General features: G+C 36.7%; 19 protein-coding genes. 5 read left to right on the forward strand and 14 right to left on the reverse strand.

Annotated elements, in window-relative coordinates; translation table 11 throughout:
- Positions 1–203: 203 nt before the first annotated feature.
- The 6 genes from L2586_RS21595 to L2586_RS21620 form a co-directional block, all read right to left on the reverse strand.
- The gene (locus tag L2586_RS21595; RefSeq protein ID WP_235295040.1) at positions 204–1,643 is read right to left on the reverse strand and encodes a DUF1501 domain-containing protein; all 1,440 of its coding nucleotides are present in this window, start codon (positions 1,641–1,643) and stop codon (positions 204–206) included.
- 3 nt (positions 1,644–1,646) lie between these two features.
- A complete protein-coding gene (locus tag L2586_RS21600; protein WP_235295041.1) occupies positions 1,647–4,925 on the reverse strand; it encodes a DUF1553 domain-containing protein in 3,279 nt (1,092 codons plus the stop codon).
- A gap of 326 nt (positions 4,926–5,251) precedes the next feature.
- Positions 5,252–5,404 carry a hypothetical protein gene (locus tag L2586_RS21605; RefSeq protein ID WP_235295042.1) on the reverse strand — a complete coding sequence of 51 codons (153 nt, stop codon included), beginning with the start codon at positions 5,402–5,404 and terminating at the stop codon, positions 5,252–5,254.
- A 303-nt stretch (positions 5,405–5,707) separates the two neighbouring features.
- Positions 5,708–8,776: a DUF7619 domain-containing protein gene (locus tag L2586_RS21610; protein WP_235295043.1), complete on the reverse strand. Its 3,069-nt coding sequence runs from the start codon at positions 8,774–8,776 to the stop codon at positions 5,708–5,710.
- An 88-nt stretch (positions 8,777–8,864) separates the two neighbouring features.
- Positions 8,865–10,109 (reverse strand): cation:proton antiporter, encoded by a 1,245-nt coding sequence (locus tag L2586_RS21615; RefSeq protein ID WP_235295044.1) that lies wholly within the window; start codon positions 10,107–10,109, stop codon positions 8,865–8,867.
- 160 nt (positions 10,110–10,269) lie between these two features.
- Positions 10,270–13,584 (reverse strand): S41 family peptidase, encoded by a 3,315-nt coding sequence (locus tag L2586_RS21620; RefSeq protein WP_235295045.1) that lies wholly within the window; start codon positions 13,582–13,584, stop codon positions 10,270–10,272.
- 442 nt (positions 13,585–14,026) lie between these two features.
- Between L2586_RS21620 and L2586_RS21625 the strand changes: the two genes are divergently transcribed.
- Entirely contained in the window at positions 14,027–15,628 is a 1,602-nt protein-coding gene (locus L2586_RS21625) for a T9SS type A sorting domain-containing protein (protein WP_235295046.1), read from the forward strand.
- A 199-nt stretch (positions 15,629–15,827) separates the two neighbouring features.
- Here the strand turns inward: L2586_RS21625 and groL are convergent, their stop codons facing one another.
- From groL to miaB, 8 genes are all read right to left on the reverse strand, one after another.
- Positions 15,828–17,468 carry a chaperonin GroEL gene (gene groL, locus L2586_RS21630; protein ID WP_235295047.1) on the reverse strand — a complete coding sequence of 547 codons (1,641 nt, stop codon included), beginning with the start codon at positions 17,466–17,468 and terminating at the stop codon, positions 15,828–15,830.
- Between the two features lie 60 nt (positions 17,469–17,528).
- Positions 17,529–17,792 (reverse strand): co-chaperone GroES, encoded by a 264-nt coding sequence (locus tag L2586_RS21635; protein ID WP_235295048.1) that lies wholly within the window; start codon positions 17,790–17,792, stop codon positions 17,529–17,531.
- A gap of 195 nt (positions 17,793–17,987) precedes the next feature.
- Positions 17,988–18,269, reverse strand: coding sequence for a preprotein translocase subunit SecG (gene secG, locus L2586_RS21640; protein WP_235295049.1), 282 nt, complete (start codon positions 18,267–18,269; stop codon positions 17,988–17,990).
- 1 nt (position 18,270) lies between these two features.
- Positions 18,271–18,990, reverse strand: coding sequence for a hypothetical protein (locus tag L2586_RS21645; protein WP_235295050.1), 720 nt, complete (start codon positions 18,988–18,990; stop codon positions 18,271–18,273).
- Positions 18,991–18,993: 3 nt separating this feature from the next.
- The gene (gene lptE, locus L2586_RS21650) at positions 18,994–19,485 is read right to left on the reverse strand and encodes an LPS assembly lipoprotein LptE (RefSeq protein WP_235295051.1); all 492 of its coding nucleotides are present in this window, start codon (positions 19,483–19,485) and stop codon (positions 18,994–18,996) included.
- A gap of 154 nt (positions 19,486–19,639) precedes the next feature.
- Positions 19,640–20,878: a sigma-54 interaction domain-containing protein gene (locus L2586_RS21655; protein ID WP_235295052.1), complete on the reverse strand. Its 1,239-nt coding sequence runs from the start codon at positions 20,876–20,878 to the stop codon at positions 19,640–19,642.
- Positions 20,875–21,243 (reverse strand): hypothetical protein, encoded by a 369-nt coding sequence (locus tag L2586_RS21660; protein ID WP_235295053.1) that lies wholly within the window; start codon positions 21,241–21,243, stop codon positions 20,875–20,877. Before L2586_RS21660 ends, L2586_RS21655 begins: the two co-directional genes overlap by 4 nt.
- A gap of 71 nt (positions 21,244–21,314) precedes the next feature.
- Positions 21,315–22,757, reverse strand: a complete 1,443-nt coding sequence (gene miaB, locus L2586_RS21665; protein ID WP_235295054.1) for a tRNA (N6-isopentenyl adenosine(37)-C2)-methylthiotransferase MiaB — start codon at positions 22,755–22,757, stop codon at positions 21,315–21,317.
- Between the two features lie 258 nt (positions 22,758–23,015).
- Here miaB and L2586_RS21670 point away from each other — a divergent pair, with 258 nt between their 5' ends.
- The 4 genes from L2586_RS21670 (at position 23,016) to L2586_RS21685 (ending at position 26,860) form a co-directional block, all read left to right on the forward strand.
- Entirely contained in the window at positions 23,016–23,633 is a 618-nt protein-coding gene (locus L2586_RS21670) for a hypothetical protein (RefSeq protein WP_235295055.1), read from the forward strand.
- 364 nt (positions 23,634–23,997) lie between these two features.
- Complete coding sequence (locus L2586_RS21675) at positions 23,998–24,558, forward strand: hypothetical protein (RefSeq protein WP_235295056.1); 561 nt, start codon at positions 23,998–24,000, stop codon at positions 24,556–24,558.
- Between the two features lie 12 nt (positions 24,559–24,570).
- Complete coding sequence (locus L2586_RS21680) at positions 24,571–25,524, forward strand: response regulator transcription factor (protein ID WP_235295057.1); 954 nt, start codon at positions 24,571–24,573, stop codon at positions 25,522–25,524.
- A 475-nt stretch (positions 25,525–25,999) separates the two neighbouring features.
- A complete protein-coding gene (locus L2586_RS21685) occupies positions 26,000–26,860 on the forward strand; it encodes a TlpA family protein disulfide reductase (RefSeq protein WP_235295058.1) in 861 nt (286 codons plus the stop codon).
- The last annotated feature ends 113 nt before the right edge of the window (positions 26,861–26,973 follow it).

The raw sequence follows: 26,973 nt of genomic DNA on the forward strand, positions 1-26,973 counted from the left end.
AAGAAGGGCGTTAAGAAATTGATTCCCGAGTGTAAGCAAAAAGAGCAAATAACTGTCTGACGACCGAAGGAAGGAGTTTTATTTGCCGCGGGAGGCAGAAGCAATTTTAGACTTTCTCTCACAGCGGTGATCTTTTGTTTCTTTTGCATGGCTGGCAAAAGAAAGACGAGCTAAGTTACGCTTCTCCTGAATATCCCTATTTGTTACGCAAGTATATCTTTCACCACTTTTCCATGAACATCCGTAAGCCTGAATCTTCGACCTTGTGATTTGAATGTGAAGCGCTCGTGGTCGATGCCCATGAGATGAAGTAAGGTTGCTTGGAAATCATGAACATGAACAGGGTCACGGACAATGTTGTATCCGAATTCATCTGTCTCTCCAAAGGTAAATCCCTTCTTCACTCCAGCACCAGCCATATAAATCGTAAAACATCTAGGATGATGATCTCGACCATAATATTCTTTAGTCAGTTTTCCTTGAGAATAACAACCTCGCCCAAATTCTCCACCCCAAATAACCAGTGTATCTTCTAAAAGCCCTCTTTGCTTCAGATCCTTAATTAATGCCGCTGAAGGCTGATCGATATTTTTCGACATCGTTGTTATCTGGTTAGGTAGATTGCCATGAAAATCCCAACCCATCTGATATAATTGAATAAATCGGACTCCGCTTTCTGCAAGTTTCCGAGCTTTAAGGCAATTGTTAGCATAGGTTCCAGGAATCCTAGAATCAGGACCATACATGTCATAAATATGATCAGGTTCCTTCGTTAGATCTAATGTCTCGGGCACTGACATTTGCATTCTGAATGCCATTTCGTACTGAGATATTTTTGATTGTAATGCTTCGTCCTTCGTTTTTTCATATTGATGACGATGTAGTTTTTCTAAGTGATTCAGCATGTTTCTTCTACTGTCCCTTGAGATTCCTTTAGGATCATTCAAGTAGAGGACTGGTTCATCGCCACTTCGAAACATGACCCCTTGGTGTTGTGATGGAAGAAATCCATTTCCCCATAACTTGGCATATAATGGCTGACCGCCAGGAACTCCACGTGATAGTAAGACTACGAAGTTAGGTAGATTTTCATTCTCACTTCCGAGTCCATAACTTAACCATGAGCCAATACTCGGTCTTCCTGCTTGCTGTGATCCCGTCTGAATAAAAGTAACCGCAGGATCATGGTTGATGGCTTCCGTATGCATCGTTTTAATAAAGCAAAGTTCATCAGCAATTTCTTGGTGGTAGGGTAGGAGGTTACTCATCCACGCACCACTTTCACCATATTGATTAAAGGTGAAATTTCCCATGGCAAGTGGAAAACTCTTTTGGTTCGCGGTCATACCAGTAACCCGTTGCTGTCCTCTTACAGAAGCTGGTAATTCCTGTCCGAACATCTCCTTCAACTTTGGTTTGTTGTCAAAAAGTTCGAGTTGAGAAGGTGCGCCACTTTGAAATAAATAGATAACTCTTTTTACTTTTGGTGAAAAATGAGGAAGCCCTAGATCATTCATGCCTAGACTGTTCAAGGCATTACCACCGAGCATCGTAGCTAGTGCTGTACCACCGATACTGTACATGCTATTTTTCAGAAAAACCCTTCTGTTCATTGCTGACACTAATCTATCTACATTTTTCATGACTTATCTTTTTGTTATAAATTCATCATAATTCATTAACGTTGAAGCGACTACAGTTAATGCGGCCAATTCTGGTACAGAATCTCCTTTCTCAATTTTATAATCTCCAATGTCTAATAAAGCTTCCGCCTTAGAAACATCACGGCTAAAAACGATGAGCTCATCCTGATATAAGTCTTCCATTACTTCTAATTCTAATGGATCGGCTGGCCTCGATATCAGCGACATAAACATATGATTGATTTTCTCATTTAATGGCCCTATAATTTCAGCCAATGTAGATTCCGCTAGCACCTTAGACGCTTCGAGATATTGAGGATCATTCATTAAGACGAGCGACTGCAATGGAGTCGAGGTTTTCTGTCTATCCACTGTACAAATGTATCTATCCGGTGCATCGAAATTTAACATCGATGGAGGTGGAGCCGTTCTTTTCCAAATTGTATAAAGACTTCGTCGATATAAATCCTCTCCTTTCCCTTGATGATATACTGTTGCATTTCTAGTCGCTAAAGCCTTCCATATACCATCTGGCTGATATGGATAAACACTTGGACCTCCTATTGAATCTGAAAGTAGACCTGAAGAAGCTAACGCGTGATCTCGAATGATTTCTGCGGAAAGTCTGTGAGATGGATAACGACTATAGTAGTGATTTAATGGATCCGCTGCCAATGCATTTTCACTTGCTACAGATCCTTGCCTATACGTTGCAGACAAAAATATTTTTCTCATTAATCGTTTGGTATCCCATCCGTTTTTCATAAAATCAACAGCGAGATAATCTAGCAATTCGGGATGAGTAGGAAGTGATCCTTGATTTCCGAAATCCTCCTGGGTTAGAACCAATCCTCTTCCAAATATTGTATTCCATATCCGATTCACATGAACTCTAGCTGTAAAAGGATTCTTTTCGCTAATCGTCCATTTCGCTAGGTCTAGTCTGGATTGTACTTCCGATAAAGGCAGGTCGCCAAACTTTTCAGGAGTTCCTGGTTTTACTTCCGCTAATGGAGAATCATACATGCCACGGTCTAAGATGTACGTCGGTCGAATCTTCCTTTTCTCATTCATGACCATTACTTCTATAACATCAGTGGCCACAAGATTTTCCTTAGCTCTGAGTTGTGTTAATGAATCCAGCAAAGCGTTGTACTGCTCATTTTTGCCACTGAGCAGATAGTACTCTAAAAGCTCTTGATTGTTTGGCTTTTCTGTAGTTTCTAATCTTGCTAATTTTTCAACTTCTATCACCGATAGTTCTCGATCATAAACTTTGAATTCATCCATCATGACATTCTGAATAGACCGCTCCTTTTCCTTCCCGATGATTAATGGATAATTTGACCAATTAGAGCCCTTTACACCATGCAGCAAACTTTTGCGTAGGTTATCTTGATGCAAGAATGACTTTGGCTCTTTGCCATTGACATAAAATCTAAGACCTTCCGCTCTGCTACTTCCATCGTATGTCATCACGATATTCGTCCATTCATTGAGAGCAATAGGATCAGTCGTCTGGTAATCTATCGCGTTATCTGGCCACACATGATTAAGTTGAAAACTCAAAGTCCCATCTTCATTTAATTTGCAGATCCATCCTCGATATCCCTCGAAATCACCATTTGTATTATTGAAAATTGGACCTTTTTCTCCTTCTTTGAGTAACTTAATCCAGATGCTCACTGAAAATGGCTGGTTTCGATCATAGTCCATTCTTCTATTAAATCGAATACCGCAATCTCCTAAAAACTTTAAGCCGTTCCCATCTTTACCTTTATCTATCAACGGTTTACTATCTATGTCTCCAAAGATCGCAGCATCAGGAATACCTGTGACTTTATCTAGATAACTGGTTGTTTTTCCACCACCTATTCCACCCCAACCGGCAGATTTATTATTATCAAGATTTAATGAATTTTTATCTACTTCGATCGCATCCTCGAAAGAAAAATCAGCTACTTTTCCTTCTTCTAGGTTTAGGTCAATGTTTTCTACACTTGCTAACCATTGTTCTAAGTCCGCGATATATTTATCTGATATGATTTCCTCTTCGAGTAATCCAATTTCTCGATGCAGAGAATCTAATAATTTTTCTTCTTGAGGTGTCGGCAACATAATGGTAGGAGTTGCTTCTCCATTATATGGGACAATTCCAGAATCATTATTGTTATTGAAAAATGCGGAAAGCGCGTAATAGTCCTTTTGTGAAATCGGATCATATTTGTGGTCATGACACCTAGCACATTCCATCGTTAATCCTAGAATTGCTTTTCCGTAAGTATTCGTTTTATCGGCGACGTATTCTACGCGATATTCTTCTTCTACGACTCCTCCTTCTTGAGTTTGGGGATGGTTTCTATTGAAACTGGTTGCTAGGATTTGTGAAGTTTTCGCATTAGGAAGCAGATCTCCAGCCAGTTGTTCGGTGATGAATTGATCATATGGCATATTGTTGTTATAGGCATCGATAACCCACTTCCTCCATGGCCAACTTGTTCTTAAGCCATCGTCTTGATATCCATGAGTATCTGCATATCTGGCAGCATCTAACCAGATACTTGCCATCCGTTCACCATATTGAGGTCTTGCTAATAATTCATCTATTTTCTGTTCGTAAGCATTTTCCTGATCATTTTTCAAGAAGGATTCTATTTCTTCAACTGAAGGAGGAAGACCAGTAATATCTAAGGAAAGACGGCGTAACAATGTAGATTTCTTAGCTGCTTGTGTAGGTTCAAGTTTATTTTCCTGTAGTTTTGCAAGGATGAAGCGATCGATGTCTTGCCGAACCCATTCGTTATTTTCGATATTGGGGATGCTTGGTTTTTCAGGTGGCATAAATGACCAATGCTCTTTAAACTTAGCTCCGTCTTCTATCCATTTTGCAAGAATCGCAATCTCCTCTTCTGTCATCGTGAGATTAGATTCAGGTGGTGGCATCATGTAATTCTCATCATTAGATATGATTCTGAGGAATACCTCACTTTGCGCTGGTTTTCCTTTCGAGATGCTATGTTGGGCGATACTTTGCTCGCTTAAAACTTTTGCAAGTGCATTTTCTTCAATATCAAGCCTAAAGCCAGCTTTACGTTTGTTCGCATCAGGGCCGTGGCATTTATAACAGCGATCGGAGAGGATGGGTTTGACATGAATATTATAGTCAATTTTATTAGGTAGTGCTTCCATAGCGTATTCTATTTCATCTGGAATAGAGGAAGAGCAAGAAAACATTTCTAGAATCATGAAAAAAATGAAAAGCCGACTAATTATTCTATACATTAAAGAAGATTAAATTCTTCTGTTAATATAGGGATTGTAAATTGTTTGTTAGGCAATTCAATTTGAATAATTTAACATTTATTATAAACGCTAAATTCTTAAAGCCTTCCGGCTGCTATCCCTTTCATTGCTGCTATCGCTTTCCTTTGATGTTATCGCTTCCCGCGATGACATCAATTTACAGGTTCAGCATTTTCGAGTATACTTTAGCATAGTGAATATCTGCTGCTCGAAACCACATATGATAGCCTCAGCTGGATGTGAGACCATCAAGTGCTTTCCTGCTGATATCGCTTCCTTTGATGTTATCGCTTTCCGCGATGACATCAATTTACTGGTTCAGCATTTTCGATCATACTTTGCCATAGTGAATATTTTCTACTTGAAACCACATTGATAGCCTCAGCTGGATGTGAGACCATCAAGTGGTTTCCGTTTGTTATCGCTTCCTTTGATGTTATCGCTTTCCGCGATGACATCAATTTACAGGTTCAGCATTTTCGAGTATACTTTAGCATAGTGAATATCTGCTGCTCGAAACCACATATGATAGCCTCAGCTGGATGTGAGACCATCAAGTGGTTTCTGCTCTTATCGCTTTCTTTGCTGTTATCGCTTTCCGCGATGACATCAATTTACTGGTTCAGCATTTTCGATCATACTTTACCAGTGTTGAATAATTGCTACTCGAAACCACATATGATAGCCTCAGCTGGATGTGAGACCATGCACTGCTTACCAATAAAAAGAAACGGGAGGTGCATTCTTCTCTAGCTAGAAGACTAGTGCTGAATCATTACTTTCGAGTTACAGATTAAGTTATGGGTGAGATCAGTAAAAACAAGGAAGTACAGTCCATCAGTTAGGCCTTTGGCATCCAATGTAAAGGAATTCGAAACGCTCTTGATTTTATGACCGTGAAGGTTATATAATGCGATCGTGAATAACTTCGATGTGGTTTTAATTTTTATATATTCTGAAGCTGGATTAGGATAAAAGCTTACGATCTGAGCAGCTGTTTCCGACACACTGCTGGTCATATCTTCGCCATCACAGTCTTCATCTATTCCATTATTCGGAATATCTTCTGCACCTGGAAATATACTAGCATTTCGATCATCGCAATCTGTAAAAATCTCTACGCCATCTTCATCAGCATCGAAACTTTCAAGCATAAGGTTAGAGGTGGTATTGGTTACTATGGCTGGGTTGCTATCAAATATGATATGCGCCGTGTTATTAATTTCTGCAAATTCACTTATATCATCAAAAGGTCGGATGTAATAATATACGTAACCTTGACTGCCTTCATAATCAGAGGTGCTATCTGGAAGGTAAATATTAGTAAACTGAAAAGTGACCATATTATTCTCGCGAATTCTTGTTGTCAGAACTTCTTCATGTGAACTGCTGATAAGCCTAAAACTTGAAGGATCTAAGAGGTCGGATAAAGTATCAATAATAGTGATGTCATAAGCTTCTGCATTCCCCGTGTTTTGGAAGCGGATGGTGTACCTTAAAGGTTCTGAAATGAGTGTGTAATCATTCATTCTTGCAGGTTCTACTAACTTATCATTCGGATCATAGGCGCATTCAAGAAATTTTGTTGAAAATTGTGGTTCTAAAATATGCTCATCCATTTGATCTCGGAATTCAATGTCTGTTTGTATGGTTAACTCTGATTCAAGTGGTATTGTATCGATTCCAGGAATACGTAAGGTGAGATAAGATTTTATTTTTTCGTTGGGGCCAATTTCTGAGATGAAAAATCCATATCTATTATCTTTATCTATGGTATCTACTTCGGTGACCAGACTAGAATAGGAAAGTAAGGAATCTAAAGTGATCCAAGCAATTCCATGCGCTATGAAGGTATTTCCTGAATTAGTAAATACAAATTCAAGGGTTGATTCTTCACTGCATCTAAAATTTCCTGCAATTTCAACATTCATCTCTGGTTCATAACCATCAGGAATAACTCCGAATGATGTTGTCTGAGCAATTGTGGATAACTCGATATCGATGATTGAATCAGTAGTGAGTTTCCACTTATTTTCTGAATCACTTACATATGTAACTTGGTAATTGCCGAAAGGGAAATAAGCCGAACTCGCTACATCAGAAGTAGAATATAAGAGCCCCTCGTCAGGAGACACAAGAATTTTTGTATCTGGTATGATGGGTTCATGATTATCAAACAATCCGTTTTCGTTTAAATCTATGTATGAAAAATAGCATAGCTTCGCTAGATCACACCGTTCTAATATTGCCATTTCTGAAGCGCAACTTTCACTATTCCCTGAAATTTGGGAATTACCGCTTTCTATTTGATTACAGATCCATGGATAATTACATATTGCAAGATTGGGATTGTCTTCGAGTACAAGCTTATCTACCACTGGAAATGAAAAACCACTAATGTCTGAGAGATAAATATTTCCTGAAATTTCCATATCAGAACAGGATGATAGCGCCGAGAAACCTAGAGTGTTTTGCAATGTCTCATTATCTTCTATAAGTAGTGAGTTGACTACTTTTAGGTTTCGGAAGCCATCTATACTAGTTAATATTGGATTATGCGAGATTTCTAGAAAACGAAGATTTTCCAAGTAATTTAATGCGCTTAATTCAGCGAGACTGTCATTATATTGAATAGATAGTTTACTACCATTGCCACCAAGTGTGTCTATTGATTTCAGGTTTGAATTAAAAATAACATTGACGGCTCCATTGTATGATGGGAAACTTGAAATATTCGCAAACTGATTATTGATCAAGGTTATCTCAGTTACAACTTGTAAAAGGTTCTCAAATATCGGGAGGATAGCAGGTCCATTTCTGGAATAAAAAAAGCTCAAGCTAATGATCCTAAGCTCTTGGAATGAGGTGAATTCTGCCAATTTAGGATTCCGTTCTATTCCTATGTATCTTAATTCTCGAAGACTATTTAGAATAGACAGTTTCTCAAGTTGTAGATTATCTTGGACATATAAATGGACTGCCTTAGTTAAAGACGAGAATCCAGAAATTACGGTAGCATCGGTTTCGGATAATGTAATTTGCTCTACAAATGTTAGCTTGTTAAGCGCATCACTCATTTCGCCGTTGAAGTTTTTTACATTGAGATTCCTATCAATCCGATCTAGGTTAAGAAAACTGCTGCTGAAATCAAGATTGGGATTTTTATCAATATTTAAGTCGAAACCTATTTTGAGAAGTGAGTTAAAGGCAGAGGAATTATTAAAATGCACATTATCCAGCGTAATAGAAGTATAAACTTGCTGCAAAGAGCCAAATGAATCATCAAAAAAGCAATTCTTAAGAAATATTCCTGCAATCCGTATGTTGTCTAGATTCTGAAAAACTGAAAGCTGGCCTTCTTCTGAGTCGATCGCCATATCAGTGATCGCGATATCATATGTTAACTCCTTGATAGAATTAAATCCCTTTATCAAACTCAATGAATAATTATACCTGATGGAAATGTCTCCTCCCATGATCAATAAATGATCGAAACCCAGAATAGCTAAGCATTGACTATGCTCTATCGCTAGTCGACCAGTTAAGGTCTCAAGAGATGGAAAGTGATTTAAAGTATCTATTTCAAGATTGTTGAACTTAAGCTCACCATCGATAAATGTGACATTTGCAAAATCATAATCCTCTGAGACATAACTAAAAGTTAATGAACCTATTAATGAATCGCAATTAGCATAGAGGTTGATAAACTCATCCAAGTCTGCTTGGTTAGTGATTTCCTGATTTCCTATCTCACATTGTGCTGGGCTTTGAACGGTCCACAACATGCTAATAAGCAGTATGATGAAGTAAGTTTTTTCATTTATGCGCATACCACGAAAATAAGTGAAATTATCTTCTCCATTGAAATAGCAAGATCATATTAATAACTTGTGTTAGAAATTGACATAAAAAGACACGCTACACCTTTTCCTTAGCCAATACCTTCACCAACTTACTAATCGTCAACCCTTGAATAAGTATAGAAAATACAACCACAACATAGGTGATGATTAGAAATAGATCCTTGTTCATCGCATCTGTAAGTGAAAGCGCTAAAGCGATGGATATTCCACCCCGCAAGCCACCCCAAGTCATAATCAGAGTCGTTTTCGGTACAAAATCTAAATAGTTATTAAAGATGGCGACAGATGGTGCAAGTGATAGATACCTTGAGAAAAGAACAATCGGAACGATTAAAATTCCCAATAAAATATAATTGTAATCAAACGGTAGAATCAGAATTTCTAACCCAATCAATACAAATAAAATAGCATTAAGGTATGTATCTATCAATTCCCAAAACTTATCAATATAATCTTCAGTCTGCTCTGACATCGAGGAAATCCTATATTTTTTTGTGCCGACGAGAAGTCCTGCTGCCACTACGGCTAGTGGGCCAGAAAGATGAAAGAAAACCGCAATCCAGTGGACACCTAATACTAAGGCTATGGTTATCATGACCTCTACTTCCCAGTTGTCAATGGTCTTCATTAATTTCCAAGTTGCCCATCCCGCAATAAGTCCAAGAACTAAACCTCCACCAACTTCTTGTAGGAAGAGTAGGGCGATTGATTGTTGGTGTTCACCGTGACTAGCACTAGCAATATTGAAAATGGTTAAAAAGACAACAACACCTACACCATCGTTAAAAAGAGATTCTCCTACGATCTTGATTTCCAAGTTCTTAGGGACATTTGCTTTCTTAAGTATTCCTAGCACTGCAATCGGGTCTGTCGGTGAAATTAAGGCACCGAAGAGGAGGCAGTATATAAATGAAATATCGAGATTAAACAGTTTTAATAAAAGAAAAACTAGACCTCCAACTAGAAAGGTGGAAACCAAAACACCAAAAGTAGCAAAAGACAATATCGGCCAGCGGTATTCCCTGAGCTTTTCAAAATTCGTATGCAGCGCTCCTGCAAATAGTAGGAAACTCAACATTACATCAAGCAATAGCGTTTTGAAATCGATCTTTCCTATCAGCTCTGTCACAGATTCCTGAAAGTCATGATTGAACGATCCTGCAAGAAATACTAACGCACTGAAAATACAGGCGATAAGCATCATCCCGATGGTATGTGGTAACTTCAAATACCTTGTATTGATATACCCAAAACTCGCAGCTAGAATGGTTAGCAAACTTAAAATACCGAATAATTCCATTGATTAAAGTTGAACGCTTTATGATGATTGCATTGGTAAGGATTATAGAATTTTCTATTTTCTCGCCCTTACCAATGCAATTTAATTTATTTTTTCATTGAAAAGCTAAAGTTACATCATCTTAGCAAACCTCCTTTCATATTCCATCTTTTTATTAGGACTACTGCTTTGCTGGACTAGGATATGATGGAATTTTTATTTGAACTGGCTTTTCACGCTCTAATGTTTTTAGAAGTTCTGAGACTGCTCGTTCTAGCTGTGGATCTATACCATTGTTAAGCGACTTAGCATCTTGCCTAATTGCGATATCTGGAGCAATTCCGGTATTTTCTCCTATCCATTCTCCTTTTGCAGGATCGAAAACTGCATTATCAGGAGAAGTTAAAGCGCCACCATCTACTAAGCTGTAATGAACTGAGGATTTGACTAATCCACCCCAAGTGGTAGATCCGATCAGAGGACCTGCTTCTTGATGTCTGAAAACCCAAGGGAAGAAATCTCCACCAGATCCAGCCATTTCGTTGATAAGTAGAACTTTAGGTCCTAAAACACCAGTCGGCAATCGAAGTGGCTTCCCATTAGGAACTTCATTCGTAATTGCTGCACGTAATTTCCTGGTCATTAAATCGACCATGTAATCATCTAGTAAGCCACCACCATTAAATCGCTCATCAATGACTGCACCTTCTTTATCTTGTTGTGCAAATAGATATCTATTAAATGATACAAAGCCTGGTACACTAGTATTCGGAACCCAGATATAGGCTAATCTTCCATTAGAAAGTTTGTCCACTAATCTACGGTTATCTTCTACCCAAGCTCTTTGTCTTAACGCGTTTTCACTTCGAATCGGAGAAACCGTCTCTTTCCATGAACCTTCGAATTTCGGTTCTGAATTGATATGGATAATGGTTTGGTTTCCTACAGTTCCGTCTAAAGAAAGGTACAGATCTGCTTCGCTTGTAATTTCTTTTCCATTGATTCCGACAAGGTAATTTCCTTCTTCTACTTTGACATCGGGGCGATCTAGTGGACTCGATAAATCTGGATTCCAACTTTCAGAATTATAAATCTTTGTTATTTTCCAATAATTCTGGTCAGCTTCGAAATCAGCACCCAAAAGTCCAACTTTATCCGATTCTGTTTCTGGATAATCGCCACCAAATACGAAACTGTGGCCAACTGATAATTCTCCACTAACCTGATCTAAAACATAGGTAAGGTCAGCTCGATGTTTTATAAATGGCACCAATGGAGCATATCGTTCATAGACATCATCCCAGTCTCTTCCATGCAAATTAGGATCGTAAAAATAATCACGCTCATATCTCCAGGCTTCATTGAAAATCTGCGTCCATTCCTGCGATCGGTCTAGTTTCATCTGCAAATCCATCTTAAGTGACTTCCCATCCTTTCCACTTGGTCCACCAGTACCGACAACTTTCCAGTCACCTCCAACTTGAGCGAGCATATTTTTTCCATCCGGAGTAGTTACTATTGAGTTCACTCCATCTAAGAATTCTTTTGCTTCTCTGTCTTTTAGTGAAAATTTGTGAATGGTTGCACCTCTAGAATTTGGTTTTCTCTCAGCGATAAATACATGCCCTTCAGGAGCAAGTGCAGTTCCGATATAATTCGCAACGTCCATTGGCAAAGCTATCGTCCGTCTTTCAAGATTATCAAAATCTATCTTGATCAGTTTTTCTTCTTCTTTCTTATCCTCAGCGCCATCTTCGTGGTCTTTGTCAGAATCTTCGTCTTTGGACTTTTTCTTTTTCGGTTTTTTCTCTTCTTTCGGATCTGCCTCTGTTTTCTCGTCACTATCTTTCTCTTCGTCAGCTTTCACTTCTTCTTCATCGCTTAATGGAATGAATGGACTCTCATCTTCTGCGTCAAGGTTGATCAAATATGCTGCATATTCTGGTCTTGCTGTCATCGCACTTGTATTCGCCCATCCAGAACCTAGCGCAAGATCCGTACTCGCTAAGAAATAAAGGTGTTTCTGATCCAAGTCCCAAGTTGGCGAAAACGCGTCCGCAAAGGAGTTTGTCAGTGGTTTGGCTATTTTACTTTCTAGAGCATAAGCCATGATCTGACGAAAACCATTATCGCCAGTTTTCGTGTATGCCAGCCATTTAGAATCTGGTGACCAGCTTAGCCCAGATCTTCCTCGCTCTAAGTTATTTCCTCCGATATCAGCAGTAGTAATCGTTTCACTTTCTAAGTCAATGTATTTTATTCTAACGTCATCATCCACATACGCGATGTACTTTCCATCTGGTGACCAATTCGGTTCCCAGCCTAACTTTGATTCGCCTAGTGAAATCGTTTTATGTATCTCTAACCCATCTTGACTGGCGAGGATTAATTCATACCCGTTTCCATTTTTATCAGAGAACCAAGCCACTTGATCACCTTTCGGGGACCATATCGGTCGGCGATCCGCAGCGCCAGAGGATTGAGTAATGTTTCTTGAGTTTCCTTTTTCAACAGGGACTGTGAACAGTTCTCCTCTGGATTCGAAAATAGCTCTTTTTGCATTAGGTGAAATAGATGCATTGTCAGCACTTCGGCCCACATTTTCCCACTTGGTTTCAGCCCACGGGAAGTCTCCTATTAGATTGATTTTTAATTTTTCCGATTGCTCAGTTGTTAAGTCGAATAGGTGAAGGTATCCATTGCGTTCATACACTAATTTATGTCCATGTCCTGAAAGCCATTTGATATCAGCACCTTTCAATTTTGTGACCTGGCTTACTGCTTTTGTTGTTGGCTGATATGACCAGATATTCATTGTTTTATCCCTGTCAGACAAGAAGTACACCATGTCTCCTAGCCAGACTGGCTTAATATCATAAGTTTTATCATGTGGAATTAAGGTCTCTTCATTAGTATTAAGATCAAGAATGATAAGAGGCGTATTCTGTCCTCCTCGGTATCCTCTCCATTCAGAATCCCATCTCCGAACCCTATCTAAAGCGAGGCGATTTCCGTCTGCTGAGTAAGTAGCATCATTTCCCCATTGTTGATTAATCATTTCAGATGGGCCGCCATCTTTAGAAACCGTCCATAGCCTATTGTAACGCGATGGAGCTGTTTCTCGGGAAGAAGCATATAATATTTTTGTTCCATCTGGAGTCCAGTCTCTGACTTCATCAGTTGCAGGATAGTAGGTTAATCTTTCTGGAGATCCTCCTTCTATAGAAACTGTGTAAACGGATGGCGCTCCTGATCTGTCAGACGTGAATGCGACCGTTTTTCCATCTGGAGAGATGCGAGGGTTAGTTTCGATCGCAGACGTACTTGTTAATCTTTTCGTAGTATTGTCAGAAAGGTCTAGTGTCCAGATATCTGAAGCATAAGTAAATACAACGTGATGATCACTGAGGTCTGGTGATCTTAATAGTCGAGTTTCTTGTGCTGATAAATTTACGGTGAGGATTAATGCAAAAATGTGGTAAATGATTTGTTTCATTCCTTGTTTGGTTTTCAATTAAAGTAGAAGAGTTAATTCAATTTAAATATTTGCTAAATATATTAAAAGATATGGGTGAAAGCCTATTAAATCGACAAAGTAAATTAATTCTTATACAGATTATATAGGGAGATAAGGAATGTACTTATGATCAGACTGAGGAATTTCGGTTTATAGATTGTGTATTTTTCACCTTTTTTTATGTCAATTTTTTAATGCAAATCAAAAATTGATGAGACACTTTTACGGTTGCTAGCTGGCGGGTGGAAAGAGTAGTATTTTAAATGGAAAGAGTAGTATTTTAAATGTTAGATTTTTTCGATTTTATTATGTTCATAGATCTAGAAGTCTATTCTTCAACAGTTGGAAATTCAAATTGGCACATGTCTTGTAAAATTAAGATAGAGTAAGTAGACTATTTACCTCAAAAAAAATCAAGCGTATGTCACAAATTAAAATTTACATTTCACTTTTTTTATTAGTCCCAATTTTCTGTTTTTCTCAAGTGATAGACAAAGAGCAATTAATATATAAACAAATTAATTGTGAGATTCCTATTCAAAAAGTATTAAAGCCGAAATCGATTCCTTATGAATTCAAAGATGTAAATAATAAAAGAGCGCTTAATTATAGCATTAATTTTATCGCTGATGGAACAGTGCTTGGAGGATTAAATTGTAGCGAGTGGCCAGCAGCAGCAAAAACGGCATTAGAATATGCAATGAGCGTCTGGAGTGATGCATTAGAAAATACGCAAAATATAGGAATTGATGCTTGTTGGACAGTAGATGTAGGCGGAAATACGCTTGCGCAAGCAGGAGCTTTTTATGTATATGCTTCTGGATATGGTGGAGTAGGAGGTACTTATTTTCCTACGGCTTTAATAGAACATATAGCTGACCAGCCAGTAAGTGGTGTAGATATTCAATCTTTCTTTAATGCGAATCGAACGGATTGGTATTATGGTTTAGATGCGAATACACCTTTTAATAAAATTGATTTTGTTTCAGTTTCGATACATGAATTAGGTCATGGACTGGGATTTTCTGGTTTTCATAACATCGATGACGGTGTCTTAGATGGTAATATGAATCATGAATGCGATGGGACATCAGGGAATGGGTGTATCGGTCTATTAAGGGAAGGATCTTATGTTCCATCTATGTATGATCGGTTTGTAGATATTGATAATGAAACAAAGATTACATCTTTAGCAAATCCTAGTGTGGCGATTGCTACTAATATTACAGGTGGAAGCACAACAGGAGGAAGTGGAGGATTGGAATTTGATGGAACGAATGAAAATGTTGCCAGAGCCCCTGGTATACAACTGCATACACCAGCATCTTACACACCTGGTTCGAGTTATTCACATTTTGATGAAACCACTTTGCCAAATGAACTTATGTCTCCTTCATTCACATTTGGCCAAGCAGTACATGATCCAGGAATGGCGCAAGTTGTTATGGAGGAAATGGGCTGGTCGTCTGTTATTGTTCCAGTTGAACTTACGGAATTTTCAGTACAGCAAAATAAGGATCAAGTACTATTAAATTGGTCAACAGCTTCTGAAATTAACAATGATTATTTTAGTATTGAAAAATCAACTGACAATAAAGAATTTTATGTTATTGGAAAAGTGAATGGGAACGGAACCAACTCAAGCTTGAAAGAATACGATTTTGTCGATAGACAACCAGTTCAGGGAGAAAACTATTATAGATTAAAGCAAATAGACTTTAATGGTGATTTTGAGTATTCTGATGTGAAAGTGGTTGATTTCGAAAGGAATCATAGAGATGTTAAGGTAGTTCCTAATCCAGTATCTGATATATTGACGGTACACTTTGGAAAAAAATCGAGACAGAATGACACAGATGTTTTGATTTACACAATGAATGGGAAGTTCATTAAAATGGTCAGTGTAGATTATGATCAAGCATCAAAACAGATCAATATTCAAGATCTAGCGAGTGGTAATTATTACCTTAAAATAGTTGATGGGCAGAACGTGATGACAAAGAATTTTGTAAAAATGGATTAATACTTTTTCGGATGGTTGAAAGCGACCGGAAAGTGTAATATTTTTTTAGCTAAATTGTTTACATCTACAGATCATAAGTGGAATCTAAATCATAGTGGATTCAGGTCTTATCGCAAGTCTCATTTTATGAAGCTATTCATAAAAAAAGCCCCCAAAAGTAAACTTTTGAGGGCTTCGTATTTTATCCGCGAATGCGATCTTACATCATTCCTGGCATTCCGCCTCCACCATGCATGTGACCTCCGCCACCTGCACCAGCTTCTTCAACTTTGTCATTGATCACACATTCAGTTGTTAAAATCATACCAGCAATAGAACCTGCATTTTCTAATGCAATTCTTGTTACTTTAGTAGGATCGATAACACCTGCTTTTTTCAAATCTTCGTAAATATCAGTTCTTGCATTGTAACCATAAGAACCTTTGTTGTCCATAACTTGTCTTAAAACAACAGAACCTTCTACACCTGCATTATCAGCGATAATTCTTAGTGGTGCTTCTAATGCTTTTCTTACGATAGCAATTCCGATGTTTTCATCTTCATTAACTCCTTTCAAAGAATCTAAAGAAGCAATTGCTCTTACTAAAGCAACTCCACCTCCAGCAACGATTCCTTCTTCTACAGCAGCTCTTGTTGCGTGAAGTGCATCATCAACTCTATCTTTCTTCTCCTTCATTTCTACTTCCGTTGCAGCACCTACATAAAGTACAGCTACACCACCTGCTAATTTCGCAAGTCTTTCTTGAAGTTTCTCTCTGTCGTAGTCAGAAGTTGTTGTTTCAATCTGAGATTTAATCTGATTGATTCTTGCTTGGATTGCATCATTTCCACCAGCTCCATTAACAATTGTAGTATTGTCTTTGTCTACCGTGATTTTCTCTGCAGTTCCTAAATGCTCGATATCAGCATTTTCTAATTTGTAACCTTTCTCTTCAGAAATAACAGTACCTCCTGTAAGAATTGCGATGTCTTCTAACATTGCTTTTCTTCTGTCTCCGAAACCTGGAGCTTTTACTGCAACAATCTTAAGTTGTGCTCTAAGTCTATTCACTACTAAAACACCTAAAGCTTGAGATTCGATATCTTCAGCGATGATTAATAATGGTCTATTTGCACCTACTGCTTTTTCAAGAATAGGTAAAATATCTTGCATGTTAGATATCTTCTTATCATAAATAAGAACATATGGGTTTTCATATTCAGTAACCATTGATTCTGTATCCGTTACAAAATATGGAGATAAATAACCTCTATCAAACTGCATTCCTAATACTTCATCTACATAAGTATCAGTTCCTTTAGATTCTTCTACTGTAATAACTCCGTCTTTAGAAACTCTTTTCATTGCATCAGCAATTAAAGATCCTATTTCGTTATCGTTATTAGCAGAGATAGATCCTACTTGTTTGATTTTTTCGAAGTCATCACCGATGATTTCCGTTTGCTCTTTAAGATCCGCGATAACAGATTTAACTGCTTTATCGATACCTCTTTTAAGATCCATTGGGTTAGCACCAGCAGTTACGTTTTTCATACCTGCAGTTACCATTGCTTGTGCAAGAACAGTTGCTGTAGTCGTTCCATCACCTGCAATATCAGCAGTTTTAGAAGCAACTTCTTTAACCATTTGTGCGCCCATGTTCTGTACTGGGTGTTCTAATTCAATTTCTTTAGCAACAGAAACTCCATCTTTAGTAATGTTCGGAGCTCCGAAACTTTTCTGAATAATTACGTTTCTTCCTTTAGGTCCTAATGTGACCTTCACAGCATTTGCAAGCTGATCTATACCTGATTTTAGCTGTTCGCGTGCATCGGAATTAAAGCTAATCTCTTTAGACATGTTTAAATGTTTTTTTACGTTTAATAAATAATTGGTTTAAAAAATAGGTTCGAATCGCACTTACAGTACAACAAGAATATCATCTTCTCTCATGATCAGATAATCTTCACCTTCGAAATTCAATTCTTGCCCAGCGTATTTTCCATAAAGAACAATATCTCCCGCAGCAACAGTCATTAAATTCCCATCTTTTCCCGGACCAACAGCAATAACTTCACCTCTTTGAGGTTTTTCCTTAGCTGTATCTGGGATAATAATTCCACCTTTTGTTTTCTCCTCAGCCGGAGCTGGTTTAACAACCACTCTATCGTTGATTGGCTTCATGTTTTTATTATGTTTTTAGTTTGATAATTCAATTAACATATAGTATATATCAGTTCTTGTGCCAATACATTTTTTCTGACATATTAGCAGATATCATATTCTAAGCTGAATTTCATCCTGCCAAAAACTGAAGTATTTTCAATGCTTTGCCAAATTGGCAAAAAAAAAGCCACGATTTTCGTGGCTTATTATTTTTTATCCTTGTTGGGATCTTATAGGAGGTCCTCCTCCATCTAAGCCCACGGATTGTCCATTTACTACTAATACTGTAACAATACACATTGCGAACAATGCAACTGCTAATCCCCAAGTCAGTTTCTCAATGAAGTCAGATGATTTTGCTGCTCCAAACATCTGATTAGCACCTTGACCTCCAAACGTAGAATCAACTCCTCCTCCCTTAGGATTCTGGATTAAAACTACTAACATTAAAAGGACGCAAATTAATGCTATTACAACGGTTAGAAAATTTACCATTTTATTTCGAATTAATTATTTTTTCAATTTGAAGTGCAAAGAAACTACTTTTTTCTGGAAATATCAAACTTAACTTTTCATACATTAATTTTGCCTTCTCTATATGACCCTGTTGAGCCAGTATTTGGGCTAATGGTTCTGATATTATTTCATCCTTTTTGATAACACTCGCTTCTATTTTTTGAGCTAGTTTACTTTGCTTCTTTTTTTTCTTTTTCTTCTTTTTCTTGATCTGGTTGCTTTCTGAGCTCTCACTTGACTGGTCTCCTAAACTATTAATCCATGACGCAAAGTCAGACAGGGTTTCCGTATCGTCTACATTTTCACTTTCGTCTGTATCTCCTATAGGAATAGCAACCTCTTCATTTTCTTCTTCTACGATAATATTTTCCGAATCAGAAGTTGCAACCTCTACAACCTCTTCTATTTCTTCTACTTCCTCTTCTAAGATATCTTCAGCTTCCTCTACCAAACTTCCTAACTCCGTTTCTGACCGAGTCATTCGCTCTTGTAGAAAAGTTCTATCTACCGCATAGAATGAGGCCTTATGATAAATGTCCATGTCATCGATGAATCCTTCTAGCTGATGTTTCTTAGCCATTAAGAAATGAACAGCTTGAGCATATGGGAATTTTTCCTTCCATTCACCAAGTTTTTCAAAACTCAAATTGTGAACTCGGTTTAAATCTTCCAGATAATATGCCATGTTTTTCTCTTCCATATGTTACCAGTCTGCAAAAGATTTATTGAAAATTTGTTCTATTATTTGTTCATATATATCGTCGATCGCTTGATCTTGAATACTTAGTAGATCTTGATCTGGAGAGAAATCATAGTTCTGAGAAAATGTTTGCTTCCAACTTAGATCATTGTTTTTATTATTTATATACTCGACGGAAATGGAAACCTTAAGCCTGTTAAGGGAACTCTCCTCACTCCGAGTTGGTGCCAGCTGTTCTAGGTCATATCTTGAAATCTCACCTTTGAATTCCACATCTGGCTCTGTATCATTAGCAACGAGTTTGGTTTGCTGATTAATCTTGTTTTTCAGATCTTCAGTAAATATCTGATTAATTAATGGAGGAGCATTTCTAGCCTTTAGGTCAAAGTTATCTACATAATAACTGGTAACATTATCTGGAATACTGATTCCATTCAGCGTATAACAACTGCTTATCGTAAATAATGTGATGATATATAAAATAGTTTTTGCCAAATTTTCAATTTTTATCAATCTAAAAGATTTTCAATTTTCGTAATTAAAGTATAAAGTCTTATTACTCGTAAAACTCTCAAGACTCAAGACTCAAGACTTCCCGACTCAAGACTTCCGACTCCCGACTCCAGACTCCCCACTCCCGACTCCCGACTCAAATCTCATACTCCTTTATCTTCCTATATAACGTTCTTTCCGAGATTCCGAGTTCATCGGCAGCATCTTTTCTTCTCCCTCCATGTTTTTTTAACGCTTTCTTAATCCACTCCTTCTGCATTTCATCAAGCGATAGATTTTCTTCTACAATTTCTGAATCTTGGTAATTTGGCTTAGAATGATCGATCAATATCGGCTGATGGTCCTCCTTGTAATTTTCATGTGATTCCTCGCCATGCGTCTGATAATCTGAAAATGATTCAGGTAATTGACTCACTTTTTGAAACGAATTCATTTGCGGAAATTTCAGGTTATTGGTTTGAATTAATTCAAAAACCAACGACTTTAGATCATTTAAGTCACTTTTCATCTCGAAAAGTAGCTTGTACAAAATTTCTCTTTCCTCGAAAGATTGATCTCTACCACCTGAAATGCTCGGTAGATTTCGCTTAGTTATATTCGGTATCAATGTGACTAATTGTTCCGCTGAAATCTGAGCGTCATCACTTAACACCGAAAGTTGTTCCACTACGTTTTTAAGCTCCCGAATATTTCCAGGCCAATTGTAGTTCTCTATTAATAATCTTGCTTGTTCATCAAGTCTAATGATTTGCGTATTGTACTTATCTGAAAAGTCTACAGCAAACCTTCTAAACAAAACAAAGATGTCTTCTCGTCTTTCCCTTAAGGAAGGAATTTCTATAGGCACCGTATTAAGACGATAATACAAATCTTCTCGAAATTTCCCATTTTTAACCCTTTCTAATAAATTGACATTCGTCGCTGCAATCACCCGAACGTCGGTTTTGTGAACAACGGACGAACCTACTTTCACATATTCGCCATTTTCTAAAACCCGCAACAAATAGGCCTGTGTGTCCAATGGCATTTCACCTATTTCATCTAGAAATATGGTTCCCTTATCTGCGGTTTCAAAGTAACCTTTTCGATCGCTAGTTGCCCCAGTAAATGAACCTTTCTCATGCCCGAAAAGCTCTGAGTTAATCGTACCTTCTGGAATTGCTCCACAGTTGATAGCAATAAGTTGGTTATGCTTTCGCGGACTCAGATGGTGAATTACTTTAGAAAAAACTTCTTTTCCCACACCACTTTCTCCGGAGATTAAGACCGTAAGATCCGTACTAGATACTCGAGAAGCAGTCTGTAATGCATGCTCTAAGGCAGGAGACTTTCCTACAATTCCGAATCGTTGTTTGATAGCTTGCAAACTGCTCATGATGTTCTTGTTCTTGAGATTTCACTGAGATTAAACAAATCCACAGATTTTTGTGAGTTGCTTTTTAACTGAATATAGACATAAGCTGGTACAATTAAAGTGACTGACCATATTAATCCTAATCTAAAAAAGTAGATGGTAGAAACAAGAAATAATACAATTCCTAGCGTGAGATAAATCACGAGATTAGATCGACCGATTTCGGATTTTACCTCATTAACATGGTACTCTTTTTCTATATGACAATGGTTACACTTAGCATAAAAATAGCGCCCTTTCTCATCTTCTAGTTCATGACGAGAATTTGCTGAAGATTTGATTTCAAATGCTTCCTTACAATTTTTACAGGTAACTTTTCTAATCATAAATTTCCGTGTATTTGGAATTTCTTATTTTCTCTAGGTCAATGTTAAAGTGTGAATCTTCAAAAAAATGCTTAATTCAATGGCATTTCTACAATATCTCCCATCAAAGTCGCACTCGTACTTGCTTTCACTTTCACGTAAGTATAGTCACCTGGCTTTAATCCAGCTTTTTTAGGGAAAACGATTTGTTTATTTTGAGAATTTCTACCTTTGAAATCAAGGTCTGATTTTTTAGAATCACCTTCTATCAATACTTCGAATGTCTTACCGATATCTTTTGCATTTAGTTCGTGAGAGATTTGATTCTGTAATCTAATGACTTCAGTCAATCTTCTCTTCTTCACTTCTAATGGAATATCATCTTCATATTTTCTGGCTGCCAATGTTCCTGGCCGCTCACTGTAGAAAAACATATAAGACATAGAATATTGAGCATATTCTACCATACTTAAGGTGTCTTGGTGCTCTTCTTCTGTTTCTGTACAAAATCCAGTAATGACGTCTGACGATATTGCACAATCAGGCATGATTTCATAGATTCGATCGATCTTACTTTTATACCAAGGTCGATCATATGTTCTGTTCATTAGTTCTAGCACTCGGCTATTTCCAGACTGAACCGGAAGGTGGATATACTTGCAAATGTTTTTGTACTTCGCCATCGTAAATAAAACCTCATCGGTGATATCTTTAGGATGAGAAGTACTAAATCTTATTCTTAACAATGGACTAACATGTGCAACCATCTCTAGTAACTTAGCAAATGTAGTTAACTCCTTAGTTTCAGGATTTTCCCACTTGAAAGAATCTACATTCTGTCCAAGTAAGGTTACTTCTCTATATCCGCGATCAAAAAGATCTTGTGCTTCAGCAACTATGGTAAATGGATTTCTAGAACGTTCTCTACCTCTTGTAAATGGAACCACACAGAATGAGCACATGTTATCACATCCTCTCATAATGGAAATAAATCCACTCACACCATTAGAATCTAATCTCAATGGCGAGATATCCGCATAAGTCTCTTCTCTACTTAATAATACATTAACTCCCTTGTCTCCATCTTCTGCACCTGCGATCAATTTCGGTAAATCTCTATACGCATCTGGTCCTACAACGATGTCTACTAATTTTTCCTCGTCTAAGAACTTTGCCTTGAGCCTTTCTGCCATACACCCAAGCACACCTACGAGCATTCCAGGGTTTTGTTTTTTCAACTTATCAAAGATTCTCAACCTTTTCCTTACCGTATCTTCCGCTTTTTCTCTTATCGAGCAAGTGTTGATTAGGATTAAGTCAGCAACTTCCATGTTCCGAGTTGCTCCGAAACCTTCTTCTGCCAAAATGGAAGCAACAATCTCAGAATCTGAAAAATTCATCTGGCAACCGTAACTCTCAATATAGAATTTCTTACCGTTATCGTTAATCGGAACAACACCTGTAATAGCCTCACCTTGTTTGGATTCGTCTATATTTTTGTTGAGATTTAATAAGGTTGGATTATCATTATACATGTCCTATCATTTGCTATATTAAAAAGGAATGCAAAATTAGGTAAAAAGTTTGAGATTATGACAAAATGACAGAAATGGATTTTGTAAAAGAATTAGCTATTCATTGGGAATTTAACCCTTTGAATTTTCAATCTATTGATATAAAAGTTTGTATTTTAAACTCAACATTTTCCCAAGTAACCAAAATTGACATAGAAAAAAACTAAGCAGCAATGAAAGAAATTTCATCGTTTAGGCTTACGAACAATCAATAGAACCATGAAAAATATATTGACCGTTATTATGTTTTTAGCATTAGGAACCATCTCTAGTAATGCTCAAAAGGTGGATCTAAGATTGGACTCAGGCCTTAACGACGCTTTCATCATAAGTACCAATTCAACATTAACTGGAAGTAGAATTAATTTCAAACCTGGACTAGGTATCGGTTATATGTCTTTTATGAAGAAGTCTAACATGAAGACTCTTGTCGAATATAGTCAGTGGTCACAAGCGAAAGGTGAATACAATATTAATGAATTCAGATTTAATTTCAGATATGAGTTCGATCGGTATATAAATAATTGGTTTAGTATAGGAGCATTTGCATCGCCAGAGTTCAGATATTCTGATAATTTTTATCCGAACAATGATACTAGAAACTTTTCTGAAGTAGATTACGCATTAAGTTTAGGATTAAGTCCGAAAATTTACCGCCTAAGCAATAGATATTACTTCTCATTAGGACTAGACCTACCAATTATAGAAGCTGGATATTTTCAAGGAGATGGGCCAGATCCAGAGATAGGCGAAAATAATACTTTAAGAGAAGGATTAGGCTTGAAAGTGTTTCAAAAAAATATTAGAGCAGTAGCGACATTCGGATATAGATTCTAAAAGTTTCATAGTTATAGCATTCATTTTTATTGGTTTAGTGCAATTGACTTCATAGTTCTCAAATTCTAAGAAGATGGACTATTCATGAGGGTTAATTGTGAATAATAAAGGATGGAATAATTCGAATTAGACTGGGATTTGTATTAGAATTACATCAGATCATAGAAATTCTTTGCGTTTAACTTTCACAATATTTAAATTTTTTATGCCTTTAAAACCAACACTAATGCATTTATCCAACTCTATTCATACTTTTTTCAACCCCTATATTTAGGGATTTGCATTAATAAAAATCTTTCTTTGAAGCATTATTAATTCTAAATAAAAAATGATGAAAAATCTAAGTTTTTTAATTCTGTGCTTTATGGTAGTAAATACTACATTCGCTCAATCCAATCAGATAATTTTTAACAATGAGAGCTCTGTAAAAGAAATACCATTTACCGTTTCTAGCGAGAAAGAAATTGCATTTTCCATTAATAGTAACATTAAATCAGGGGGGCTAGAAGTATCTATCATAGATCCTAATGGAAAAAGGGAAGGCAATTTTCTATTAGAGGCCATGATAGATAACGGAAAATCTTATAATAACATAAATATAAAAAGCAAGAGTAAAAATAAGAATAGCAATAAAAACAGTAATCAAAATAGCTCCACAATTAATATTTCGTCAGGAACTGGTATTAATTCTAATTCAAGTACAAGTACTATATCGGTTCAAGGTTCTGAAAACGGCGATTCTGTAATTGCTATAAGTTCAAGTAAGAATATATCCAGTGGCCAAACGATTACTTCTAGTGATGACTCAGGAGCAAATGGCACCATGGTAAAATCAATGGAAAATCCGATTCCGGGTAAATGGATATTAAAGATTGCATCAAAAGATGTGACTGGAGTGCTTAACTATTCAATTGACAAAGACTAATTCTTTAAACTGATGGTGAGGTCTTTATTTATAATTTTCTATTTCTATTGTGCTTTTGCAAATGCGCAAACGACAGTTCGTGGTAACATTATAGTTGATTCTACTTGGGAAGAAAGAATTTATTTTAGCAGGATAAGTTCCATGGATGATATGTATCGCTGTAATCCATACATGATTATAGGGGACGCAGAAATCGTCAATGGAAGCTTTTCATATATATTCGAAGAACCCTTAGATTTTGAATTGATCAGATTGCATGTGATTAAAAAAGGAGCGCCGGTTGCCAATCTTATCATAGGAGGTGATGAGGAGAATTTTGGATTCTATGGAATTATGGATGATACAGTATTGGAAATTCCGAGGGCACCAAATCTCTTCCAAAGTTTCACCCCTGATGATTTATTGAACAGGGAACTGCTCGAGATTTGGAAGACGATGAATGAATATCAAGATTCGTATGCTGATGCCACAGATCCAGAAAGCAAGGTGAATATAAGTCAAACGTTTAGAGAAAAGATGTTTGCTTATGCCGATACATGCAAACTGGCGGTTCCATGTATTCTCGCCATAAACGAGGCTGGTTTGTCGGGCTTTGACGATAGAACAGGCAAAAACTGGGATAAACTATATCGTCGATTTGGAAGTAATTCTTATTTGCCATCAGGCTTGAATAAAAGGCGATACTTTAATCCCATTTGGTTATTGGTTCTGATCTTTATTTTAGCCGGTCTGATATATTATTACTTCAGATCTATAATCAGACCGAAAAATAAGTTGAATCAGTTATCAATTCAAGAACGAAAAGTAGCAGAATTGATCAATAAAGGGTTGACCAATAAAATGATCGCTCAGGAACTCAATGTAGAAGTCAGTACTGTTAAAAGTCATGTCTATAAAATTTTTAATAAACTGGATATTAGATCGAGGAACGAGCTTATTGTTTTTCAGAAGTGGATGACTTCATAGTATGGAGTCAACAAAATGCTAACCTGTTGTATATCGACTTGTTTGGTTTAATGAACTTGACAAAAACAGCAATATTCCTGGGCACGGAATGATGACAATAGATAAGTAATTACTTTCTTAATTGAAAATTGATTTGAAGTCAAAGTCTTATTTCTAAGCTATTAATTCAATATATCCTACTATAATTTTTTACTAACATTTTCAGAAATCAGAAAATAAATATCCCTATAGAATGAATCAAAACGTATTCCTAATCTTAAGCTTTTTAATTTCTTTTTCTTCGTGTACTTGCAGTCACAACGATTTACTAAGTCAATCAAAGAAGAAAATATCTAGTAGTCAGAGCGTTAAATATCGTCAGAGTGCTCACTACCCAAACCCAATGGGTGATATTGATACATCGGTTGCTCTCATTCATTTTAATAAATCCGATTCCAGCATAATTGGTAATGATTTTATTTATGAATCCTAAATTTTGGACGAGATTTATATTGATGGTAAGTTCAAACGTGTGAATAATCATGATAAAGTGATTACCATCTACACAGAGCTAGACACTCAGGCTTTTAAGGATGGAATTATGAACAGTAATTACATAAAGTATTCACCTTTATCCTTGCTAAACTTAACAGATTGGGTATTTGTCAACGACACATTGATGGAAGACGAAAGCTTTAGTAATTTTAAGAAAGTAGAAGCTGATACTATTGTAAATGGGAATAAAATCTATACGGAACTGCATATTTTTATCAATATTTCATCAAAACAACTGCTAAGATTTGAACGAAGAAACTATTTTAATGATAATCCAGCTCAAATTGTCTCATATGAATATACAGCGTACGATTACGATAAAACAGAATCAAAACTTGCATATACTGATCCATTGGATTTCAGTTCAGTAGCTTATGGCCAATCGAATAGTAAAGTTTCACTATCAGTAGGACAGAAAGCCCCAGAGTTTTTAGCTGGTGACCTAAATGGAAACATCATAGACCTGAAAAAAAATCTAGGGAAAAAGGTGCTACTAAATTTTTCCATTATAAACTGTGGATATTGTAAAACTGCACTCAATCATTTTAATCAAGAAAACTTTATTTTATCAAATAATATTACAGCAGTTTACATTAATCCTATTGATGAAATAAAAAAAGTTAAGGATTACGCTACCAAATTTAATGTCCCGTTTCCAGTAATAGCAAATGCCAATGAAATTGGAGTAAAGTATGGCATAAATGCATACCCCACTTTTGTTTTAATAAATGAAGAAGGATTTATTGAAGACATCATTATTGGATACGAAGAAGATTTCATAGAAGGATTAAATAAGTCCTGATACTTAATATAATAAGCCAAAGGATAATGATTAACTTCGAAGAAATAATTGGGAAATAATATCCGAAACAATGATGATAAGTTGATATTAATAATCACAAACTAAATCGAGAA

This window comes from Portibacter lacus, assembly GCF_021533215.1.
GTDB lineage: Bacteria > Bacteroidota > Bacteroidia > Chitinophagales > Saprospiraceae > Portibacter > Portibacter lacus.

Coding starts and splice junctions, on each gene's coding strand:
- L2586_RS21620 (WP_235295045.1), bottom strand. CDS start 13,584: ATGAAACAAATCATTTACCACATTTTTGCATTAATCCTCACCGTAAAT.
- L2586_RS21600 (WP_235295041.1), bottom strand. CDS start 4,925: ATGTATAGAATAATTAGTCGGCTTTTCATTTTTTTCATGATTCTAGAA.
- L2586_RS21595 (WP_235295040.1), bottom strand. CDS start 1,643: ATGAAAAATGTAGATAGATTAGTGTCAGCAATGAACAGAAGGGTTTTT.
- groL (WP_235295047.1), bottom strand. CDS start 17,468: ATGTCTAAAGAGATTAGCTTTAATTCCGATGCACGCGAACAGCTAAAA.
- L2586_RS21670 (WP_235295055.1), top strand. CDS start 23,016: ATGAAAAATATATTGACCGTTATTATGTTTTTAGCATTAGGAACCATC.
- L2586_RS21680 (WP_235295057.1), top strand. CDS start 24,571: ATGGTGAGGTCTTTATTTATAATTTTCTATTTCTATTGTGCTTTTGCA.
- L2586_RS21625 (WP_235295046.1), top strand. CDS start 14,027: ATGTCACAAATTAAAATTTACATTTCACTTTTTTTATTAGTCCCAATT.
- L2586_RS21660 (WP_235295053.1), bottom strand. CDS start 21,243: ATGATTAGAAAAGTTACCTGTAAAAATTGTAAGGAAGCATTTGAAATC.
- L2586_RS21635 (WP_235295048.1), bottom strand. CDS start 17,792: ATGAAGCCAATCAACGATAGAGTGGTTGTTAAACCAGCTCCGGCTGAG.
- L2586_RS21655 (WP_235295052.1), bottom strand. CDS start 20,878: ATGAGCAGTTTGCAAGCTATCAAACAACGATTCGGAATTGTAGGAAAG.
- secG (WP_235295049.1), bottom strand. CDS start 18,269: ATGGTAAATTTTCTAACCGTTGTAATAGCATTAATTTGCGTCCTTTTA.
- L2586_RS21675 (WP_235295056.1), top strand. CDS start 23,998: ATGGTAGTAAATACTACATTCGCTCAATCCAATCAGATAATTTTTAAC.
- L2586_RS21610 (WP_235295043.1), bottom strand. CDS start 8,776: ATGCGCATAAATGAAAAAACTTACTTCATCATACTGCTTATTAGCATG.
- L2586_RS21645 (WP_235295050.1), bottom strand. CDS start 18,990: ATGGAAGAGAAAAACATGGCATATTATCTGGAAGATTTAAACCGAGTT.
- miaB (WP_235295054.1), bottom strand. CDS start 22,757: ATGTATAATGATAATCCAACCTTATTAAATCTCAACAAAAATATAGAC.
- L2586_RS21615 (WP_235295044.1), bottom strand. CDS start 10,109: ATGGAATTATTCGGTATTTTAAGTTTGCTAACCATTCTAGCTGCGAGT.
- L2586_RS21605 (WP_235295042.1), bottom strand. CDS start 5,404: ATGTCATCGCGGAAAGCGATAACATCAAAGGAAGCGATAACAAACGGA.